General features: G+C 52.6%; 12 protein-coding genes and 1 pseudogene. 8 read left to right on the top strand and 5 right to left on the bottom strand.

The window, feature by feature from the left end; genetic code table 11:
• Nucleotides 1–148 precede the first annotated feature (148 nt).
• The gene (locus PBOR_RS29500) at nt 149–2,620 is read left to right on the top strand and encodes a glycoside hydrolase family 38 N-terminal domain-containing protein (protein ID WP_042217425.1); all 2,472 of its coding nucleotides are present in this window, start codon (nt 149–151) and stop codon (nt 2,618–2,620) included.
• A gap of 769 nt (nt 2,621–3,389) precedes the next feature.
• Here the strand turns inward: PBOR_RS29500 and PBOR_RS29495 are convergent.
• Nucleotides 3,390–4,805, bottom strand: coding sequence for a glycoside hydrolase family 1 protein (locus PBOR_RS29495; RefSeq protein WP_042217424.1), 1,416 nt, complete (start codon nt 4,803–4,805; stop codon nt 3,390–3,392).
• Nucleotides 4,806–4,944: 139 nt separating this feature from the next.
• On the opposite strand from PBOR_RS29495, the gene PBOR_RS29490 reads away from it, so the two are divergent.
• On the top strand, nt 4,945–5,916 hold the full coding sequence (locus PBOR_RS29490) for a LacI family DNA-binding transcriptional regulator (RefSeq protein WP_042217422.1): 972 nt from the start codon (nt 4,945–4,947) through the stop codon (nt 5,914–5,916).
• A 125-nt stretch (nt 5,917–6,041) separates the two neighbouring features.
• Here the strand turns inward: PBOR_RS29490 and PBOR_RS29485 are convergent, their stop codons facing one another.
• A complete protein-coding gene (locus PBOR_RS29485) occupies nt 6,042–6,386 on the bottom strand; it encodes a winged helix-turn-helix transcriptional regulator (RefSeq protein WP_042217419.1) in 345 nt (114 codons plus the stop codon).
• Nucleotides 6,387–6,606: 220 nt separating this feature from the next.
• Between PBOR_RS29485 and PBOR_RS29480 the strand changes: the two genes are divergently transcribed.
• From PBOR_RS29480 to PBOR_RS29450, 6 genes and pseudogenes are all read left to right on the top strand, one after another.
• Entirely contained in the window at nt 6,607–7,332 is a 726-nt protein-coding gene (locus tag PBOR_RS29480) for an SDR family oxidoreductase (protein ID WP_042217417.1), read from the top strand.
• A 446-nt stretch (nt 7,333–7,778) separates the two neighbouring features.
• Nucleotides 7,779–8,735, top strand: a complete 957-nt coding sequence (locus PBOR_RS29475) for a carbohydrate ABC transporter permease (protein ID WP_052429694.1) — start codon at nt 7,779–7,781, stop codon at nt 8,733–8,735.
• Nucleotides 8,736–8,933: 198 nt separating this feature from the next.
• Nucleotides 8,934–9,902 (top strand): annotated as a pseudogene (locus PBOR_RS35125) (IS1595 family transposase).
• Nucleotides 9,903–9,979: 77 nt separating this feature from the next.
• On the top strand, nt 9,980–10,894 hold the full coding sequence (locus tag PBOR_RS29460) for a phosphotransferase (protein ID WP_042217416.1): 915 nt from the start codon (nt 9,980–9,982) through the stop codon (nt 10,892–10,894).
• Nucleotides 10,895–11,203: 309 nt separating this feature from the next.
• Nucleotides 11,204–11,860, top strand: a complete 657-nt coding sequence (locus tag PBOR_RS29455; protein ID WP_042217414.1) for a hypothetical protein — start codon at nt 11,204–11,206, stop codon at nt 11,858–11,860.
• A gap of 102 nt (nt 11,861–11,962) precedes the next feature.
• The gene (locus PBOR_RS29450; protein WP_042217412.1) at nt 11,963–12,307 is read left to right on the top strand and encodes a hypothetical protein; all 345 of its coding nucleotides are present in this window, start codon (nt 11,963–11,965) and stop codon (nt 12,305–12,307) included.
• A 545-nt stretch (nt 12,308–12,852) separates the two neighbouring features.
• Here the strand turns inward: PBOR_RS29450 and PBOR_RS35820 are convergent.
• The 3 genes from PBOR_RS35820 to PBOR_RS29435 form a co-directional block, all read right to left on the bottom strand.
• On the bottom strand, nt 12,853–13,551 hold the full coding sequence (locus PBOR_RS35820) for a DUF6710 family protein (RefSeq protein ID WP_052429693.1): 699 nt from the start codon (nt 13,549–13,551) through the stop codon (nt 12,853–12,855).
• A gap of 242 nt (nt 13,552–13,793) precedes the next feature.
• Nucleotides 13,794–14,774 (bottom strand): carbohydrate kinase family protein, encoded by a 981-nt coding sequence (locus PBOR_RS29440; protein ID WP_042217410.1) that lies wholly within the window; start codon nt 14,772–14,774, stop codon nt 13,794–13,796.
• 23 nt (nt 14,775–14,797) lie between these two features.
• The gene (locus PBOR_RS29435; protein ID WP_042217408.1) at nt 14,798–15,838 is read right to left on the bottom strand and encodes a LacI family DNA-binding transcriptional regulator; all 1,041 of its coding nucleotides are present in this window, start codon (nt 15,836–15,838) and stop codon (nt 14,798–14,800) included.
• Nucleotides 15,839–16,177: the final 339 nt, after the last annotated feature.

The following is a 16,177-nucleotide window of genomic DNA, read 5'->3' as shown; positions in this document are numbered from 1 at the left end:
TGTCCCTTCGCAGTTAGGCTTCTTCACGTTGGTATCCCTAATTGTATCATAATAAGACAAATATTCGCGAGAATAGGAAATGTACTCTGCTGCTGTCCGGCCTCACAATAGAGGTAGAAGAACTACGATCTAGGGAGGGGACTCAGCCATGAAGAAGAAACTGCATTTGCTCAGTAACGCCCATCTGGACCCGGTGTGGCAGTGGGAGTGGGAGGAGGGCGCCGCTGCTGCGGTATCCACATTCCGTGCTGCTGCGGAATTCTGCGAGGAGAACGAAGGATATATTTTTAATCATAATGAGGTCATTCTCTATCAATGGGTTGAGGAGTACGAGCCGGCATTGTTCAAGCGGATTGAGCGGCTGGTTCAGGCAGGCAAGTGGCATATCATGGGCGGATGGTATCTGCAGCCTGACTGCAATATGATTTCGGGGGAATCTTTTGTGCGCCAGATTCTGCTGGGTAAAGCTTATTTCCGGGCGAAGTTCGGTGCAGAGCCTACCACTGCCATCAACTTCGATTCCTTCGGTCATACGCGCGGACTGGTGCAGATTCTGGTTCAGGCGGGATACGATTCATATATCTTCATGCGTCCGGATGAAATGGAAGGGTTGCCTGCGGGCGACTTCAGCTGGGAGGGATACAATGGCAGCCGGGTGATGGCCCACAAGATAGAGGGCGGATACAACTCGCTCATGGGCAAAACCCGCGGGAAGATTGAGCAGTGGCTGGCGGATCATCCGCAGCAGAGGACAGGACTGGTGTTATGGGGTGTGGGCAATCACGGCGGCGGGCCGTCACGGATGGATCTGGCGCAGATTGCGCAGCTGATGCAGGAACGGGAGGATGTGGAGGTTGTCCATTCTACGCCGGAACGTTATTTCGCTGAACTGGCGCAGCAGGGGGAGTTGCCCGTCTATGCTGGGGATCTCAATCCCCGTTTCGTGGGCTGTTATACCTCGATGATCCGCATGAAGCAGCAGCACAGGCTACTGGAGAATGAACTGTACATGACGGAGAAAATGCTGTCCGCCGCTGCGCTGCAGGGACTGCTCGCCTATCCTGCAGCCGGGCTGCAGGGGGCGATGCAGGATCTGCTCACCGCGCAGTTCCATGACATTCTTCCAGGCACAGCTGTGCAGAATGCGGAGGAGGCGTCCCTCCGCCAGATCAGCCATGGCCTGGAGACCGTTGCCCGGCTGAAGGCACGGGCTTTCTTCGCCCTGGCCGCCGGACAGCCCAAGGCGGCGCTGAAGGAGTATCCGGTTCTGATCTACAATCCGCATCCGTATGCGGTAACCGGAGTATTCGAATGTGAATTCATGCTGGAGGACCAGAACTGGAATGAGGAGTTCTCCATGCCGGTAGTCTATCAGGGAGAGAACCGTCTGCCCTGCCAGCCGGAGAAGGAGCACAGCAATATTCCGCTGGACTGGCGGAAGCGGGTGGCGTTCACTGCTGAGCTGGCCCCTTCCTCGATGAACCGGTTCGACTGCCGGATGGAGATGCTGCCGGCCAAGCTGCTGCCGCAGCTCGCTGAGCAGGACGGCTGCTACCGGTTCGAGACCGCTGAGCTGCGGGTCGTAATCAATGCCCGGACCGGACTGATGGACGAGTATGCCGCCGGGGGCCGTTCACTGCTGCGCAAGGGAGCCTTCGCTCCACTGGTCATGAATGACAATGAAGACCCGTGGCGGATGGATACCGACCGCTTCAATCAGCTGGAGGGCGCATTCACGCTGATGAATGCGGAAGCCAGCGCCTTGTTCTCCGGTGTGAAGCAGCCGCTGCCTGCCGTGCGGGTTATCGAAGACGGCGAGGTCCGCACCGTTATTGAAGCGGTGCTGAGCTATGGCAGCTCCTCCATCTGCCAGACTTACAAGCTGCCGAAGCAGGGGACCGAGGTGGAGATTGAGCTGCGGGTCTACTGGAACGAGAAGGACAAGATGCTGAAGCTGTCGATCCCTACCGTGCTTGCGCAGGGGGATTTCTTCGGCCAGACGGCCTTCGGCGTACAGCCGCTGGACCGGGAAGGCCGGGAGACAGCGGCGCAGAAATGGGTCTCCGTTGAGGATGCCACCCAGAACCTGGCGGTGACCTGCATCAACAACGGAATCCATGGCGGAGATTTCCGCCAGGGCGAGCTGCGCCTGTCTCTTCTGCGCAGCGCCGGATATTGCGCACATCCGATCGGCGACCGGCCGATCATGGCCCAGGACCGCTTCCTGCCGCGGATGGATCAGGGGGAGCGCAGCTACACCTTCTGGCTGAACGGCGGAGCGCAGAGGGAGCGCAGGAAGCCGGTGGACCGCGAAGCGCTGGTCCATAACGAGCGGCCTTATGCGTTATCCTTCTTCCCGTCAGGGGAAGGAGAGACGCCTGCCCCGCTGCTGATGCTGGAGGATGACAGCATTCAGCTCAGCGCATTCAAACAGGAGGAGCAGGGAGAGAACTATATCCTGCGCCTGTTCGAGCCTACAGGACTGGGCGGTGTAACCACGATCAGTCTTCCTTCGCTCGGCATCCGCCGGGAGGTCAGCCTGAACGGATTCGAGATCAAGACCTTCCGCCTGCGGCCTGCCTCCGGCGTGCTGGAGGAGGCTCCGCTGTGCGAGAGTTGAGATGGCGGCGACGGGATGAGGAAATGAGGGTATGAGGGTAGGGTGGAACCTTATTTGAAATATAGAATTTATATGCTGAGCAGAATAAGTGGAAAAATGTCATTTAATAATCCTGAAACCGGCGAGTTCAGAGAGATAGTTAGAAAAAAGGCACTTAATCATCGGATAATAGCTATGAGGAGCCGAAATCAGGAAAAATAAGTGTCGTTTCTCCACTTAATCCGATTTTACCGACTGAAATTATATAATCAAGTGTATAATTTCCACTTATTAGGGGGATGTGTGTTGGAAACAGATGTTTCTACTTCGAGAATATCCTGTAGTGAGCTGAATGGTGTCAGGCTAAAGTTATCCAAAGCGTGAAGCGGACTGAGAAGCCTCTATTTTCCGGAAAACCTTACAATTTAGGATGAAGCGGACTGAGATTCCGTTATCTTGTTCATTTGAGCCCGAAAGAAGGCATGACGGGGCATATAAGGGATTCTGAGTCCGATTGGCCTGTAATTTCGCCGGTTTTGCCTAAATAACGGAATCTCAGTCCTACTCACTAACTTCCGGGTAATCAAGAGCACGGCTGGCTTCCCGCTGCTAAAGTGCGCGATGATAAACACATATTAAGGGGGCTCTGAAGAAGCAGGTAACGGAGGGCTGGAGGCGACTATGCTTAGCAATAAAAATAGACTAACCGTATGGAAATTTCCATAAAGTTAGAACATTAACCCCAACAAAAAAGACAGCCGAATGGCTGCCTTTTTTAGGAAGAAAGAGCTTAACGCTGCAAGCTCTCTCCATTGGACGCAATAACGTCCTTGTACCAGTGGAAGGATTTCTTGCGGTAGCGCTCAAGGGTACCGGTATTGTCGTCGTGGCGGTCAACATAAATGAAGCCGTAACGCTTGCTGAGCTGTGCGGTTGAAGCGCTGACCAGGTCGATACAGCCCCATGAGGTGTAGCCCATGACATCTACGCCGTCTTCGATTGCTTCGCCCACCTGCACCAGGTGGTCATTCAGGTACCCAATCCGGTAGTCGTCATTGACGGTTGGCACGCCGTCTTCGCCAGTGATCAGCTCGTCCTTGGCGCCGAGACCATTTTCGACGATAAACAACGGCTTCTGGTAACGGTCATGGAACATGTTCAGCACATAACGCAGGCCCTGCGGGTCAATCTGCCAGCCCCATTCGGAAGCCTTCAGGTACGGATTGGCTGCACCGCTGAACAGGTTGCCTTCGGTCTGGTTGCGCTTATTGTCGTCTCCTGTCTCACAAATGCTCACATAGTAGCTGAAGGAGATGAAGTCTACCGTGTGCTTCAGAATCTCGGCATCGCCAGGCTCCATATGGATTTCAATGCCGTTCTCTCTGAAGTAACGCTTCATATAGCCCGGGTATACACCTCTTGCATGAACATCCCCGAAGAAATAGTTCATATGCTCCGACTTCATCGCCGCGATTACATCATCGGGGTTAGGAGTGAGCGGATAAGTCGGCATACTAAGGATCATACAGCCGATCTGGGACTGCGGGTTGATCTCATGACCTATCTTCACGGCCAGCGCACTGGCTACCAGCTCGTGATGGATTGCCTGGTACAGATCCTGCTTGCTTAGCTGCTCCTTCGGCGTGTAAATGCCACCGCTCATGAACGGTTCATGCAGAATAGAGTTGATCTCGTTAAAGGTCAGCCAATATTTCACTTTGTTCTTGTAGCGGGTGAATACCGTTCTGGCATACCGTTCGTAGAAGCCGACTAAATCGCGGTTAACCCAGCCGTTATACTGCTTGGACAAATGCAGCGGCGTCTCATAGTGGGAGAGGGTAACAAGCGGCTCGATGCCGTATTTATGCAGCTCGTCGAACAAATCATCATAGAACTGAAGGCCTTGCTCATTAGGCTCAAGCTCATCGCCGTTCGGGAAAATCCGCGACCAGGCAATCGAGGTACGGAAGACTTTGAAGCCCATTTCGGCAAAAAGCTTCACATCCTCTTTGTACCGGTGGTAAAAGTCGATTCCGACCAGCTTCATATTATCCTCGGTTGGAACCTCGGTGATCGGACCTTTAATCCCTTGCGGAGCCACGTCCTGGGTCGACCAGCCTTTGCCGTCCTCATTATATGCACCTTCAAGCTGGTTCGCAGCTACAGCGCCGCCCCACAGGAAGCCTTCAGGAAACTTAATACTCATGGAATATCCCGCCTTTTTATAGTTATGGATTCAGATATGGTAAGCTAATAATATGCCCATAAATGAATGCTAAATGTTGTAACGCGTTACATGTCAAGGATTATTTTAAAAGATAAGAATGGATATAAGGAGAAGCATCATGTCGAATCTTGATCAAATTGCCAAGCTGTCGGGATTCTCCAAAGCCACCGTCTCGCGGGTGCTGAATCATTCCCCCCATGTGAGCCAGGCGACGCGGGATACCATCATGAAGATCATGGAAGAGCTGGACTATGTGCCGAACGGCAATGCTATTTCGTTGTCCAAAGGGCAGACGGAGCAGATTGGCATGGTTACGGAAGGGATCAACGAAGTGATGCTGCCGTTTCTGAACAGCTTCGTCGAGACCGCCAGCCAGCACGGGTACCAGACGATCATTTATACTTCCGGGGGCGATCCGGCCAAAGAACTGCAGGCCTTCGAGGATATGCGGCGGAAAAGAGTCGATGCGCTGGTCATCAGCACCTGCGTCAACGATCAGGCGCTCTTAGGCACCTTTTGCAAATACGGGCCGATCGTGTCCTGGCAGCGGATGGAGCGTCCGGAGATTCAGAGTGTCGCCATGAACCAGTATGACGGATATATGCTGGGGCTGGAGCATGTGATTAAGCAGGGCTATACGCGGATCGCTAATGCTTTTGGCAGGCCGACCAGCATGAATACATCCGGGCGGATTCAGGCGTATCAAGATATAGCCCGCAAATATGCGCTGCCGGTTAATCCCGACTGGTCGCCTACCGGCATCTATTCCATCCGCCAGGGAGAGCAGCTGGTCCGTGAACTGCTGCTGAATCCCGGGGAACGTCCGAATGCCATTCTGTGTGCCAATGATCTGGTAGCGGCAGGTGTGCTGAATGAGGCCCGGAGGATGGGTGTGAAGGTGCCGGAAGAGCTGGCGGTTGTCGGATTCGATAATACAGAGCTGGCCCATACCCTTGGGATTACTTCAATCTATAATCCGATTGCCGCGCAGGCGCAGAATGCGTTCCTGCTGATTCTCAGCAGGCTCAAAGGAACGGAACCTGAGCAGCAGGAGCTGGAGTTTCAACTGGTGAAGCGGGCTACTACGTAGGAGGAAGCGGCTTTGCCGTCCTTCCCGGAGGGGGACAATCATGTGAACAAAGGGATTGGTAGATGTACATTAAGCCGTGAACCGTTCGGGCAGAGCGGGTTCGCGGTTTTTTTTGTCTGCAGGGGTTACAGCCGTTCCCCGCTGCCATCCAGAACCTTCAAATGCTCGCGTCCCCAGCCGCACATATTATCGAGGATGGTACTTAGCGTTTTTCCGTGTGCGGTAAGACTGTATTCGACCTTTGGAGGTACCTCGGGAAATGTTCTCCGTTCCACCAGCTTAGCCTGCTCTAATTCCCGCAGCTGTTTCGTAAGAGTGCCCTGTGATACATCGGGGATCAGCCGCCGCAGCTCGCCAAAGCGCCGGGTCCCGTCTTTTAATAAAATAAACAAAATTAACGGTTTCCATTTGCCGTCGATGGCATCAAGTGTTGCAATGACGCCTCTCAGCCTGGGTTCCTGCAGATTCATCGCTTCTCTTCCTCCGTCATCATGTTGTTATACTTCTCTTATCATACCGGAATAGAGGATATTGTCCATTCTTTCGCCCTTATCAGGGCTGAAGGGTACGATATTTCGTACCTGGTACGAAAAAAGTGCCTACTGTACGTATCTCCTCTTTCATTCCATAATGTACAAAATATGAACCGGGAATTCCGGAGAATTCCCGGCAGCGGAGGAGAAGGCAGACATGGACTATTGGAATTTAAAACATAAGAAAGTGGTTATTATCGGAGGCAGTACGGGGATCGGGCTTGCAACGGCGGCAGCTGCTGCAGCGCTGGGGGCACAGGTTGTTATCGCAGGGCGCTCCAAGGACAAGCTGGAGCTGGCGGCGGATCATATCAGACAGAGCAGCGGCGGTGCGGTTGAAACATATGAGCTGGACAACCGGGACGAGCGGCAGCTGGAGCTATTCTTCGCGGCAGTCAGCCCCTTCGACCATCTGTTCACACCTGGAGCGGCGTATGTCCGGGGTCCGCTCACGGCTGAACGGGATGTGGCAATCAGCTGCTTTGACGGCAAATTCTGGCCGCAGTACTTTGCCGCTAAATACGCTGCACCTTATCTGGCGGAGTCCGGCTCTATCGTGCTAATGTCCGGCGCTTTCAGCCAGCGTCCGCTTGACGGTGGCGCCAGCTATGCCGCCTGCAACGGGGCAATTGAGAGTCTGGGCAAAGCACTGGCAGTCGAGCTTGCGCCTGTCCGCGTGAATGTCGTATCGCCAGGAACGATCTGGCGGGAAGGACAGGAGGGTACGCCGCGTGGTGATCATTTTAAAGAATATGAGACGATGTCGCTTGTGCGGCGGACCGGCTATGACGAAGAGATCGCCCATACAGTGCTGTACCTCATGACGAATCCCTTCACTACGGGAAGCACTCTCTTTCCGGATGGCGGGTACCTGTTGCGGTAAGCTGTAGACGGGTAAAGTTTGCCGGATTCGAACATCACCCAATAATATTTCTCCAGGCTAAACGGACCCCGGTGTGCGCTATTCCTTTAAAATCTGTGTGGGGGCGCAAGTGCTCCCCCTCCAATAAGCGTTCCCTATCTTTCATTTCAGCGTGCATATCTCCTCTGACCTCTCCGAAGTTTCCAAACTATGTCTATCCCCACACATTTCCTTTACTTCCATCAAAGCCTCCAGAAGCAGACAAGACATCACCCTGCAAATTCCCCGTCATTTATGCAGTATATCTAAAGTTTAAGGGGGCGAAGGGGTAAAAACCCGGTGCTATAATGGCGTTACCAACAGAAAGAAAGGGGTAATTTCCATGAATTCCGGCGATCTGTTCTCGTCATTGCAGCGTACATTACCGCGTTTTCCCCTACATCATAACTGGAAGGGCGGGGGAGCCGATGAGCAAGCTAACCGCTGAATCCAACCTGGCCGGTGCGTCGCTGCACCCGGTGAGCCGCAGAGCTTTTTCCCGCTTAGTCCGGAAGTTTGGTCCTGCGTATCTGATGCTGCTGGTGCCGGTCTGCTTCTTCGCCGTATTCTCGCTCTATCCGATCGGCTGGGCACTGAAATATGTCTTCTATTATTATGACGGCGTGATGCCGGAGCGGTTCACGGGAATGGCCAATTTGCACCGGCTGATGGAGGATCAGATTTACTGGTCTTCGCTCTGGAAGCAGGCACTGTTCTCCCTCAAGATATTGATCGAGCTTCCGCTCGCTTTTGTGCTCGCCCTGTTCCTCTACACCCGCCTGCGGGGGAGAAATATATTCCGGGCGATGTTCGTCATGCCTTATATCCTGCCGGGCTCGACGATGGCGCTGGTCATGTACATTCTGCTCAACCCTTATAACGGCGGGCTCAACCAGTTGCTGCTGCTGAAGCTCCATCTGATTGATCAGCCGATTCAGTTTCTGTCCGGCGGGTGGACGGCTTTTGCCAGCGGGATGGTGATGGATGCCTGGCAGAACTTCGGGATCAACATGCTGTTTTTTCTGGTTGGGCTTACCAGTATTCCGAAGGATGTCTACGAGAGTGCGGATATGGATGGAGCTACCTGGTGGAAAAGAATGCGCTACATCTCGATCCCCATGATGTACCGCATCCTGCAGATGATTCTATTCCTGTCGATTCTCGGCACGCTGAAATCCATGGGCCCTTTCCTCGTCCTCACGAACGGCGGACCGAATCATGCTACGGAGCAGACGTTCCTGTACATCTTCCACCAGTTCTTCGGGGGCGAAGCCGGCAGCAACTATGGATATGGCGCAACAGTGGCCGTGGTCACTGCGCTTATGCTGGTGGTGGTCTCCGTGGGTTACTTCAAGCTGACCAAAAGAATGGACTATCATGAATAAGGGGGAGCTGCAATGAAGCCTATCGGGCAGACGCTGAAATATATTTTTCTGGCGGTGGCGGCGCTGGTGGCACTGGTGCCGGTGCTGTATGTCTTTTTCTATTCTTTTGGCTATGTTAAACTTTGTTGTTGATATTTGATAATTACGAACAAGTATTCTATATTAAGGGCAAAATAACTGTTCGGAGAAGATTTGCCCATGGATTTAAAGGAACTGAAAAAGCTTGCTGATACGTTGGACGATAATGATAAGCGAGAACTTATCTACTTTTTGCAGTCCCGAACCAAGGGAGTAGCACTTCCAGTTCGAGCGATTGATGAAATTCAAGAGCAGAAGCATAAAGATGGACTTGTTTGCCCGCATTGCAAAAACCATTCTGTTGTTCGACTTGGAAAGTACGCTGTAAGCACACGCACTTAAACGTCAACGTTACCGTTGTAAGTCCTGTCGCCAAACATTCAATGACCTTACGAACACCCCTCTGCAACGAATGAGGCGACCTCATATGTGGGTTCGTTTTATCGAATGCATGATTGAGGGCTTTTCTCTGAGAAAATGTGCAGAGCAGTTAAACGATGAAGTCACGCATGTCACCTTGTTTTACTGGCGGCATAAGATTCTTTCCGCTCTGAAGCAGATTCCAACCGAAGCATTTCAAGATATTGTTGAAATGGACGAGACCTACTTTCTTTACTCGGAAAAGGGCAAGCGGAATATTGCCGAACGCAAGCCACGTAAACGTGGCGGCAAAGCGAAATATCGTGGTATAAGCCACGATCAAGTGTGCGTGCTGGTTGCCCGTGACCGTCAGAAAATGACTTACTCTGGCGTACTTGGGCGTGGACGTATTAGGATTACAAAATTAGACGAAGCGATTGGTGGTCATCTACTCATTACCGATTCAAGTCCGACGGAAAACAACGTGTGAAAGGCGTGTACCATATCCAAAACGTAAACAGCTACCACAGCCGCTTGAAGAAATGGATGGATCGCTTCAATGGTGTTGCAACAAAGTATTTGCAGAATTACTTGGCGTGGTTTCGTTACTTAGACAGCAAGGAATATGAGAATACCGCATCGAATAAGAAAAATATGTTGGTCAAATCGTGCCTGTTTACTGTGACCGACACGAACACCAAACTTCGGCTTTCTGCTTATTCTTGTTAAGCTAACGGGCAGTTATGCGTAACTTTTAGGGAATGTAAACATCTAAATAACGTAAGGAACGAGGAGGAAGACAATTCATGGGAGGAACGAATGTATGGGATGCGGAGTGGGAGGTTAACGAAGAGCAGGCGCGGACGCTGATCGGCAGACAATTCCCTCAGCTGTCATCGAAGCAAGTGAAGCGATTGGGCTGGGGCTGGGACAATACGGTTTTTCTCATCGGTGACGAGTACGTGTTCCGGTTTCCAAGAAGAACGTTTGCAGTTGGCGCGATTCGTATGGAAGGGAAGCTGCTGCCGAAGCTTGAGGCATATTTGACCATCCCCTATCCGAAACCGTTGTTTTATGGCGAAGCAAGTGACGAATACCCGGCACCATTTCTTGGCTATGCCCACGTGCCAGGAGATTTCCCAATCGGTTTGACGGAAGAACGCCGGGCTTTATCGGCAGAGACGCTGGCGAAATTTTTGCGCAGATTGCATGAGTTCCCGGTGCAGGCGGCGCTGAAGTGCGGAGTTCAGCAAGATCATCGAAACTTGACGGACATAGCATCGCGCAAAGTGAAATTGATGGGCTTTCTATCGAAGGTGGTTGAACACTTGTCGCCGGAGGAATCCGGTGTGATCGGAGCGTATATTAGCAGTCTGCAAAAGGACCGTGTCGAGGCGGTGAATGCACTGCTGCATGGCGATCTTCATTTCAAAAATATGCTTGTGAATGAGAACGGGATCGTTTCCGGCATCATTGATTGGGGCGATCTGAGCGTAGGTCATCCGGCTTGCGATTTGAGCGTTGCTTATAGCTTTTTACCGCCTTACGCTCGCGGCGTGTTTTTCGAAACGTACGGGGGAGCGGACGAGGAAACGAAGCTGCTGGCGCGGCTGATCGCGGTATACATCCCCATGCTGATCTTAATGCAAGCGGTCGATGACGGGAATGAAGCGATTGCGGCAGAAGCGAAATCCAACATCATACGGGCACTGTCGGATTAGGCTCATTATGTTCGTTGCCGGCTATGGGGCTATGGCTAACTGCACCATTTTGTCGGTTAAAGGCCGCGATAAGGTACGATCCGCCTTCTCTGATGCCGCTTTATGTTGAGGAACACGAAATTCAACAGAGTAAGTCGTTGCGCTAACGGGACACGATAGCAATAAACCGCCTTTTCAACGAAGGCGGTTTTCTTATGGTCAAATATCAACATTAGAATTTAACATAGCCATTCTTTTAAATCCAATCAGGAGCTGATTACCGGGGGCAGCCTATTCGCCAAGGAATGGACCTGGTCGAACTACTCTGAGGTGTGGCAGAAGCTGGATTTCTCGTTATACTTCTATAACTCGGTTGTTTTTGCCGTGGTGAGTGCGGGTGAGAACGGCATGGCAGTATGGACGCCGGCTGCGGGGGAGAGCCGTATTTGGGAGATGGTGGGTACAGCTGAAGGTACTCTGCAGGAATCCGCTTATTCCCTGCAGCTGAAACTCACCCGGCTGCATAATGGGGCGGAATGGACAGTCCTCCGGGTGCCTTTTTCTCTGGTCCGCGCCCATGGCTGGCTGGTCTCCGGTCTGGACCGCACGGCGGAGCAGCCGGTCTGGATCTCCGGGAACCGGGTCCGGCTGGACGAAGCTGCCGGATCACAGACAGTGGGCTGGTACACTGGCCGCACGGCGCTGCATAATCCGCTGGACCGTGAAGTCTGTCTGGCGGTGTCGGCTCCGGGAGCAGTCCGGCTGAAGCTGGACGGCCGGACGGAGCTTGATAGACCGGGAGCCGAAGACGCGCTTCCGGTCTATCACCGGGGAGCGGACGGGCAGAGAATCGAGCTGCAGCTGTCCGCCGGTATTCACGAGCTGGAGGTGGAAGCTCTGCGCGGGCAGGAACCGCTGGAGCTGTATGTACTGACGGTAGCTCCGGCTGAGACCGAGCAGCCTGGGATTCTGTTACAGCCTGAATGATCTGCTGCTGGATCTGCCTGAGCTTTCGGGAAGCTGAAGAGTATAGTGCAAGTTATAAGAGCTGTCCTCTGTGCAGAGAAATCTTCATAGGGGCAGCTCTTCGTGCTTATGGATAAATTTGTAAAGGTTAGTCTCAAAATTGGGTGGGACGAGGAAATGAGGAGCAGAAGTGCTCTTGAATATGCTGAAAGTGGGCGGGAGGAGGAAATGAGGAGCAGAAGTGCTCTTGAATCCGCCGAAAGTGGGCGGGAGGAGGAAATGAGGAGCAGAAGTGCCCTTGAATCCGCCGAAAGTGGGCGGGAGGAGGAAATGAGGAGCAGAAGTGCTCTTGAATCCGCCGGAAGTGGGCGGGAGGAGGAAATGAGGAGCAGAAGTGCTCTTGAATCCGCCGGAAGTGGGCGGGAGGAGAAAATGAGAGGGATAAATGGACCTCTGTTAAGAAAGTAGACGTCACAGAACGGTTTTTCAAGTAAATAGCTTATGTTTTACGGACAGCAGAGACGTTAAGCTTGCGGAAAGCACTGAGAGCCGGTCCTTGCGGACACCATGCCTTTATTCCGCCCGAAAAGTGGAGCTGGCCTATAAAAAGTGGTGGATAAGGGCTGTGGTGTCCGCAAACCCGTCAAAAGGGCTTATTATGAGTGGTTAAGGGCTGTGGTGTCCGTAAGGGTCAGATTTGGCTTGTATTTGGACCCGGAGAGATGGGGAAAATCCCACTTTACCTCCAGAAGTCGGCAGCATGGTGAAATCAAAGGGAAAAATCCCTCTAATTCTGCCGAAAGTAGGCCGGATAAGCAAATCCCTCTGAATCCGCCGAAAGTGGAGCGGATGAGCAAATGAGAGGGATAAATCCCTCTGATTCCGCCGGCAGCGGGGCGGGCTATACAAACAACAAAGGACTATCCCATGCTGCCAATTAGCGGCACTTGGGATAGCCTGAGTAACTTGTAATTTGTAACATTCAATAGGTCAAAATTGAATCCGCGCAGGCCTCAGAAAATAATCTTCTGCGCCGCCATGATCCGGCCGATTTCAAAGATAGCGGCACACTCAGCGAAATGAACCTCGGAGATGACGGAATGGTCATGCGTTCTGTAGTAATACTTGCCGTCGGTATACACATGATCATAGATGGGGCTGATGTCATACACCGAAGTAGGGTAGAGTTCCCCTTCGCCCTTGATGATCCCCGCCGTCACCGAATGATGGCCCGAGCCTTCTACGAAGGAGATGCCGAGCGGTAGCCACAGTGTGACTTCATGGCCGATATCTTGTCTCCAGCTGCCGTTCAGGGTGCCTTCCCCTATGCGGATCAGACTGTCGCGCAGCTTCCGGGGAATCCAGGGGGAAGGAAAGACCAGATCGCGCGCCAGGTGAATGATCCTGCTGCTGTTGTCGATCTGTCTCATCAGGAAGTGGAAGCTCTTCCCGTCCAGCGTAACCTCTGCCCATTCGTCAAAGAACAGGTTGTCCGAGAAAATCCGTTCCATCTGATCCATCTCGCCGTAGAGCGCGGGCATCAGCATCAGCTGGCTCTGAATCCGTCTGCCGATGAGCCGTATAAAGTCCACAATCGGGTGGGTCTCCGGCTGGAAGTACCCGTAATTTATATCATAATAAAAGCCGAGATTCTCATTGATTAAGTCATTGGCAAATGCCATGAGATTATCAAATTCTTGTTTCGTGTTCATGCACAAGCTGCTCCTTCAGTCGTATGATATTTTGCTTATCATATTACGCACTTTGCCCATGTGTCTGTGATGAATACAGCAGGTAATGACTGGGTTTATCAGCAGCGTTCCTCTTATCGTGCCTCCGATGGCAATGAGGCCACCCTGCATTTACAGTATAGACAAAAAAGTGACCCATAACGCCCGAAACGGACGGTTATGAGTCACCTTGTGCTGCTCAGGTATCAGTGATCTGAGCTTGTCTACAGCGCGGCCTGCCGGACAAACTCCTGAACCTCGCCTTGCGTGGGCAGCGCAGCGATTGCCCCGACCTTAGTGCAGACGATCGCGCCTACCTGATTGGCGAAGGCTACGAAGGCCTGCTGCAGCTCCGCGCTCTGCATGAATTCGGCCGGCTGCGCCAATTGGCTGATCTCGCAGAGCAGGGCTCCGACGAACGCATCCCCGGCTCCGGTGGAATCGATGGACTTCACAGTGATGCTTGGAATCAGCACACGGGAAGCCGGGGAGGAGACCAGGGTGCCGTCTTTGCCCAGAGTGACTGCTACCGCCCCGGCTCCCCAGGCATGCAGCAGATCGAGAGCGGCATCTCGGTCCGCTTCGCCGCTAATAATCTGCAGCTCCTCATCGCTTACCTTCACCAGATCGGCCTTGGAGATGCCTGCTCTGGACAGTGCGATGAATTCCTCCTGCCGTCCGTTCCATAGATCGCCCCGGTAGTTGGGGTCGAAGGAGATAAACTGCCCGTTCGCCTTCGCTTCATCCATGAGGGTCAAATAGACCTCACGGAAGGGATCTGCCAGCAGTGCAGTGGCCGAACCGAAATGGAGCATGGCTGCCTTACGGATAGCTGACCGGTCAAGCTCTTCCAGGCTGAGCAGCCGGTCAGCACCGCGGTTAAATACGAAATCGCGTTCTCCGCTTGCCGCGAGCGAGACGAAGGCCAGCGTGGTCGGTGCTGCGGCATCGAGCAGCAGCATTGAGGTATCAACCTTCTGCTCCTCAAGCGTCTGCTTCAGGAATAAGCCGAAGGGGTCAGCGCCGACTTTGCCGAGGAAGGCGGATTGGCCTCCGAGCCGGGCAATGGCTGCACTTACATTCGCCGGTGCCCCGCCAGCCTGCTTGGAGAAATGCCTGCCTTCCGTCAGGCTGACGTCAACATCTGTGCAAAAGAAATCAATGAGCAGCTCGCCCACGCAAAGTACTGTACCATATGGTTTCACTGTAAAATTACCTCCAGGCAGTATTAGTTCGGAACGGGAGTAGAGTCTCTGAATACAACATCGGTGGCGACATGCGTCACCTGATAAGGCTTGGCAGGTTCCTTGATTCTGGAGAGCAGCATTTCGGCCGAGACATTCCCCATATGGCTGCTATAAATATGTACGGTCGTCAGATGGGGCTCGATGATCCGGGATTCCGAGGCATCATCGAAACCGCAGACCGCAATCTGCTCCGGTACCATAACCCCTCTGTTCTTAAGTGATTTCATCACACGGATCGCAATGAAGTCATTCGCGCAGATGAATGCGGAAGGCCATTCACCGAGGGCATCCAGCTGGCGGTCCATCCAGTCCGCTTCCAGCAGGTAATCCCGGTCCCGGCCGACAATGCAGGATTCGGGATTCAGCGGGATACCGGCAGCGGAGAGTGCCCGGTTGAAGCCGGTCCAGCGCTCATTGAAGCTGCGGCAGTGGTTGTAATCGCCTACAAAACCAAAGCTCTGCAGCCCCTGATCCATCAGCTTGCGGGTCATGGAGTATACGCTGTGCTCATTCTCCATGAGCAGCAGGTCGGCCTTCAGCTCCGGATAGACAATATCGGCCGCGCAGTCAATGAATATCGTTGGAATGCCGAGTCCGGTAATCAGCTGGCTGTATTCTTTACTGAACATTTCAATACAGATGATGCCGTCCACACTCGCAGGCTCGAAATTGCCGGGCAGGGTCATGCCGTTAATGTCGTTCTCCCGGACGAAATAAATGGACAGGGTATAGCCTTCGGTACTGATACTCTTCTCCAGTCCGCTGAGCAGCTGGGAACCGAAGTGGGAGCTGTTGGGGAGGTTGCTGGTCAAGAGAGCGATATTACCCTGATTCTCGGAGGCGCTCCCCGCAGCTTCCATATAGGAGAATTGTTTATATTTAAGCTCGACAGCCTTATTAATTACCTTTTCCCGGGTCTCGGGAGGAATGCTCTCTGCGCCGTTAAGTGCCTTGGATGCCGTATTTCTGGAGATCCCCAGAGCATCCGCAATGTCTTGAATGGTGACTTTCGCTTTCTTCATCACTGTGTTCCACCTTTGTTTCCCCGTATTAGTAACCTCTGCTACCTAATATATAGCATTTATTCTGCGTTGACAATATAATTTTACAAATGCACAAATTATTTTTACATTATTGCTGGTATGGACGACTGTTTAAGCGTTTATTAAGGGTATTGTTACATTTGCATCACTAAATGCACGATTATCATTATTTTTTTGTGCAAAATGTATTGACTTTCTGTAAGCTGCGATGATAAATTGTAAAAGCGAAATGTGTTCAAATGTAAAGTTGAAAACCTATTCATTTTGTTAAATGTAAATTAATAGTTAGACCGGAGGTGGGAAGGCTAACCGTCAGGA

Source organism: Paenibacillus borealis, from assembly GCF_000758665.1.
GTDB classification, from domain to species: domain Bacteria; phylum Bacillota; class Bacilli; order Paenibacillales; family Paenibacillaceae; genus Paenibacillus_AQ; species Paenibacillus_AQ borealis.
Note: the sequence above shows the minus strand (reverse complement) of the source record. Positions and strands in the feature narration are given on the sequence as shown.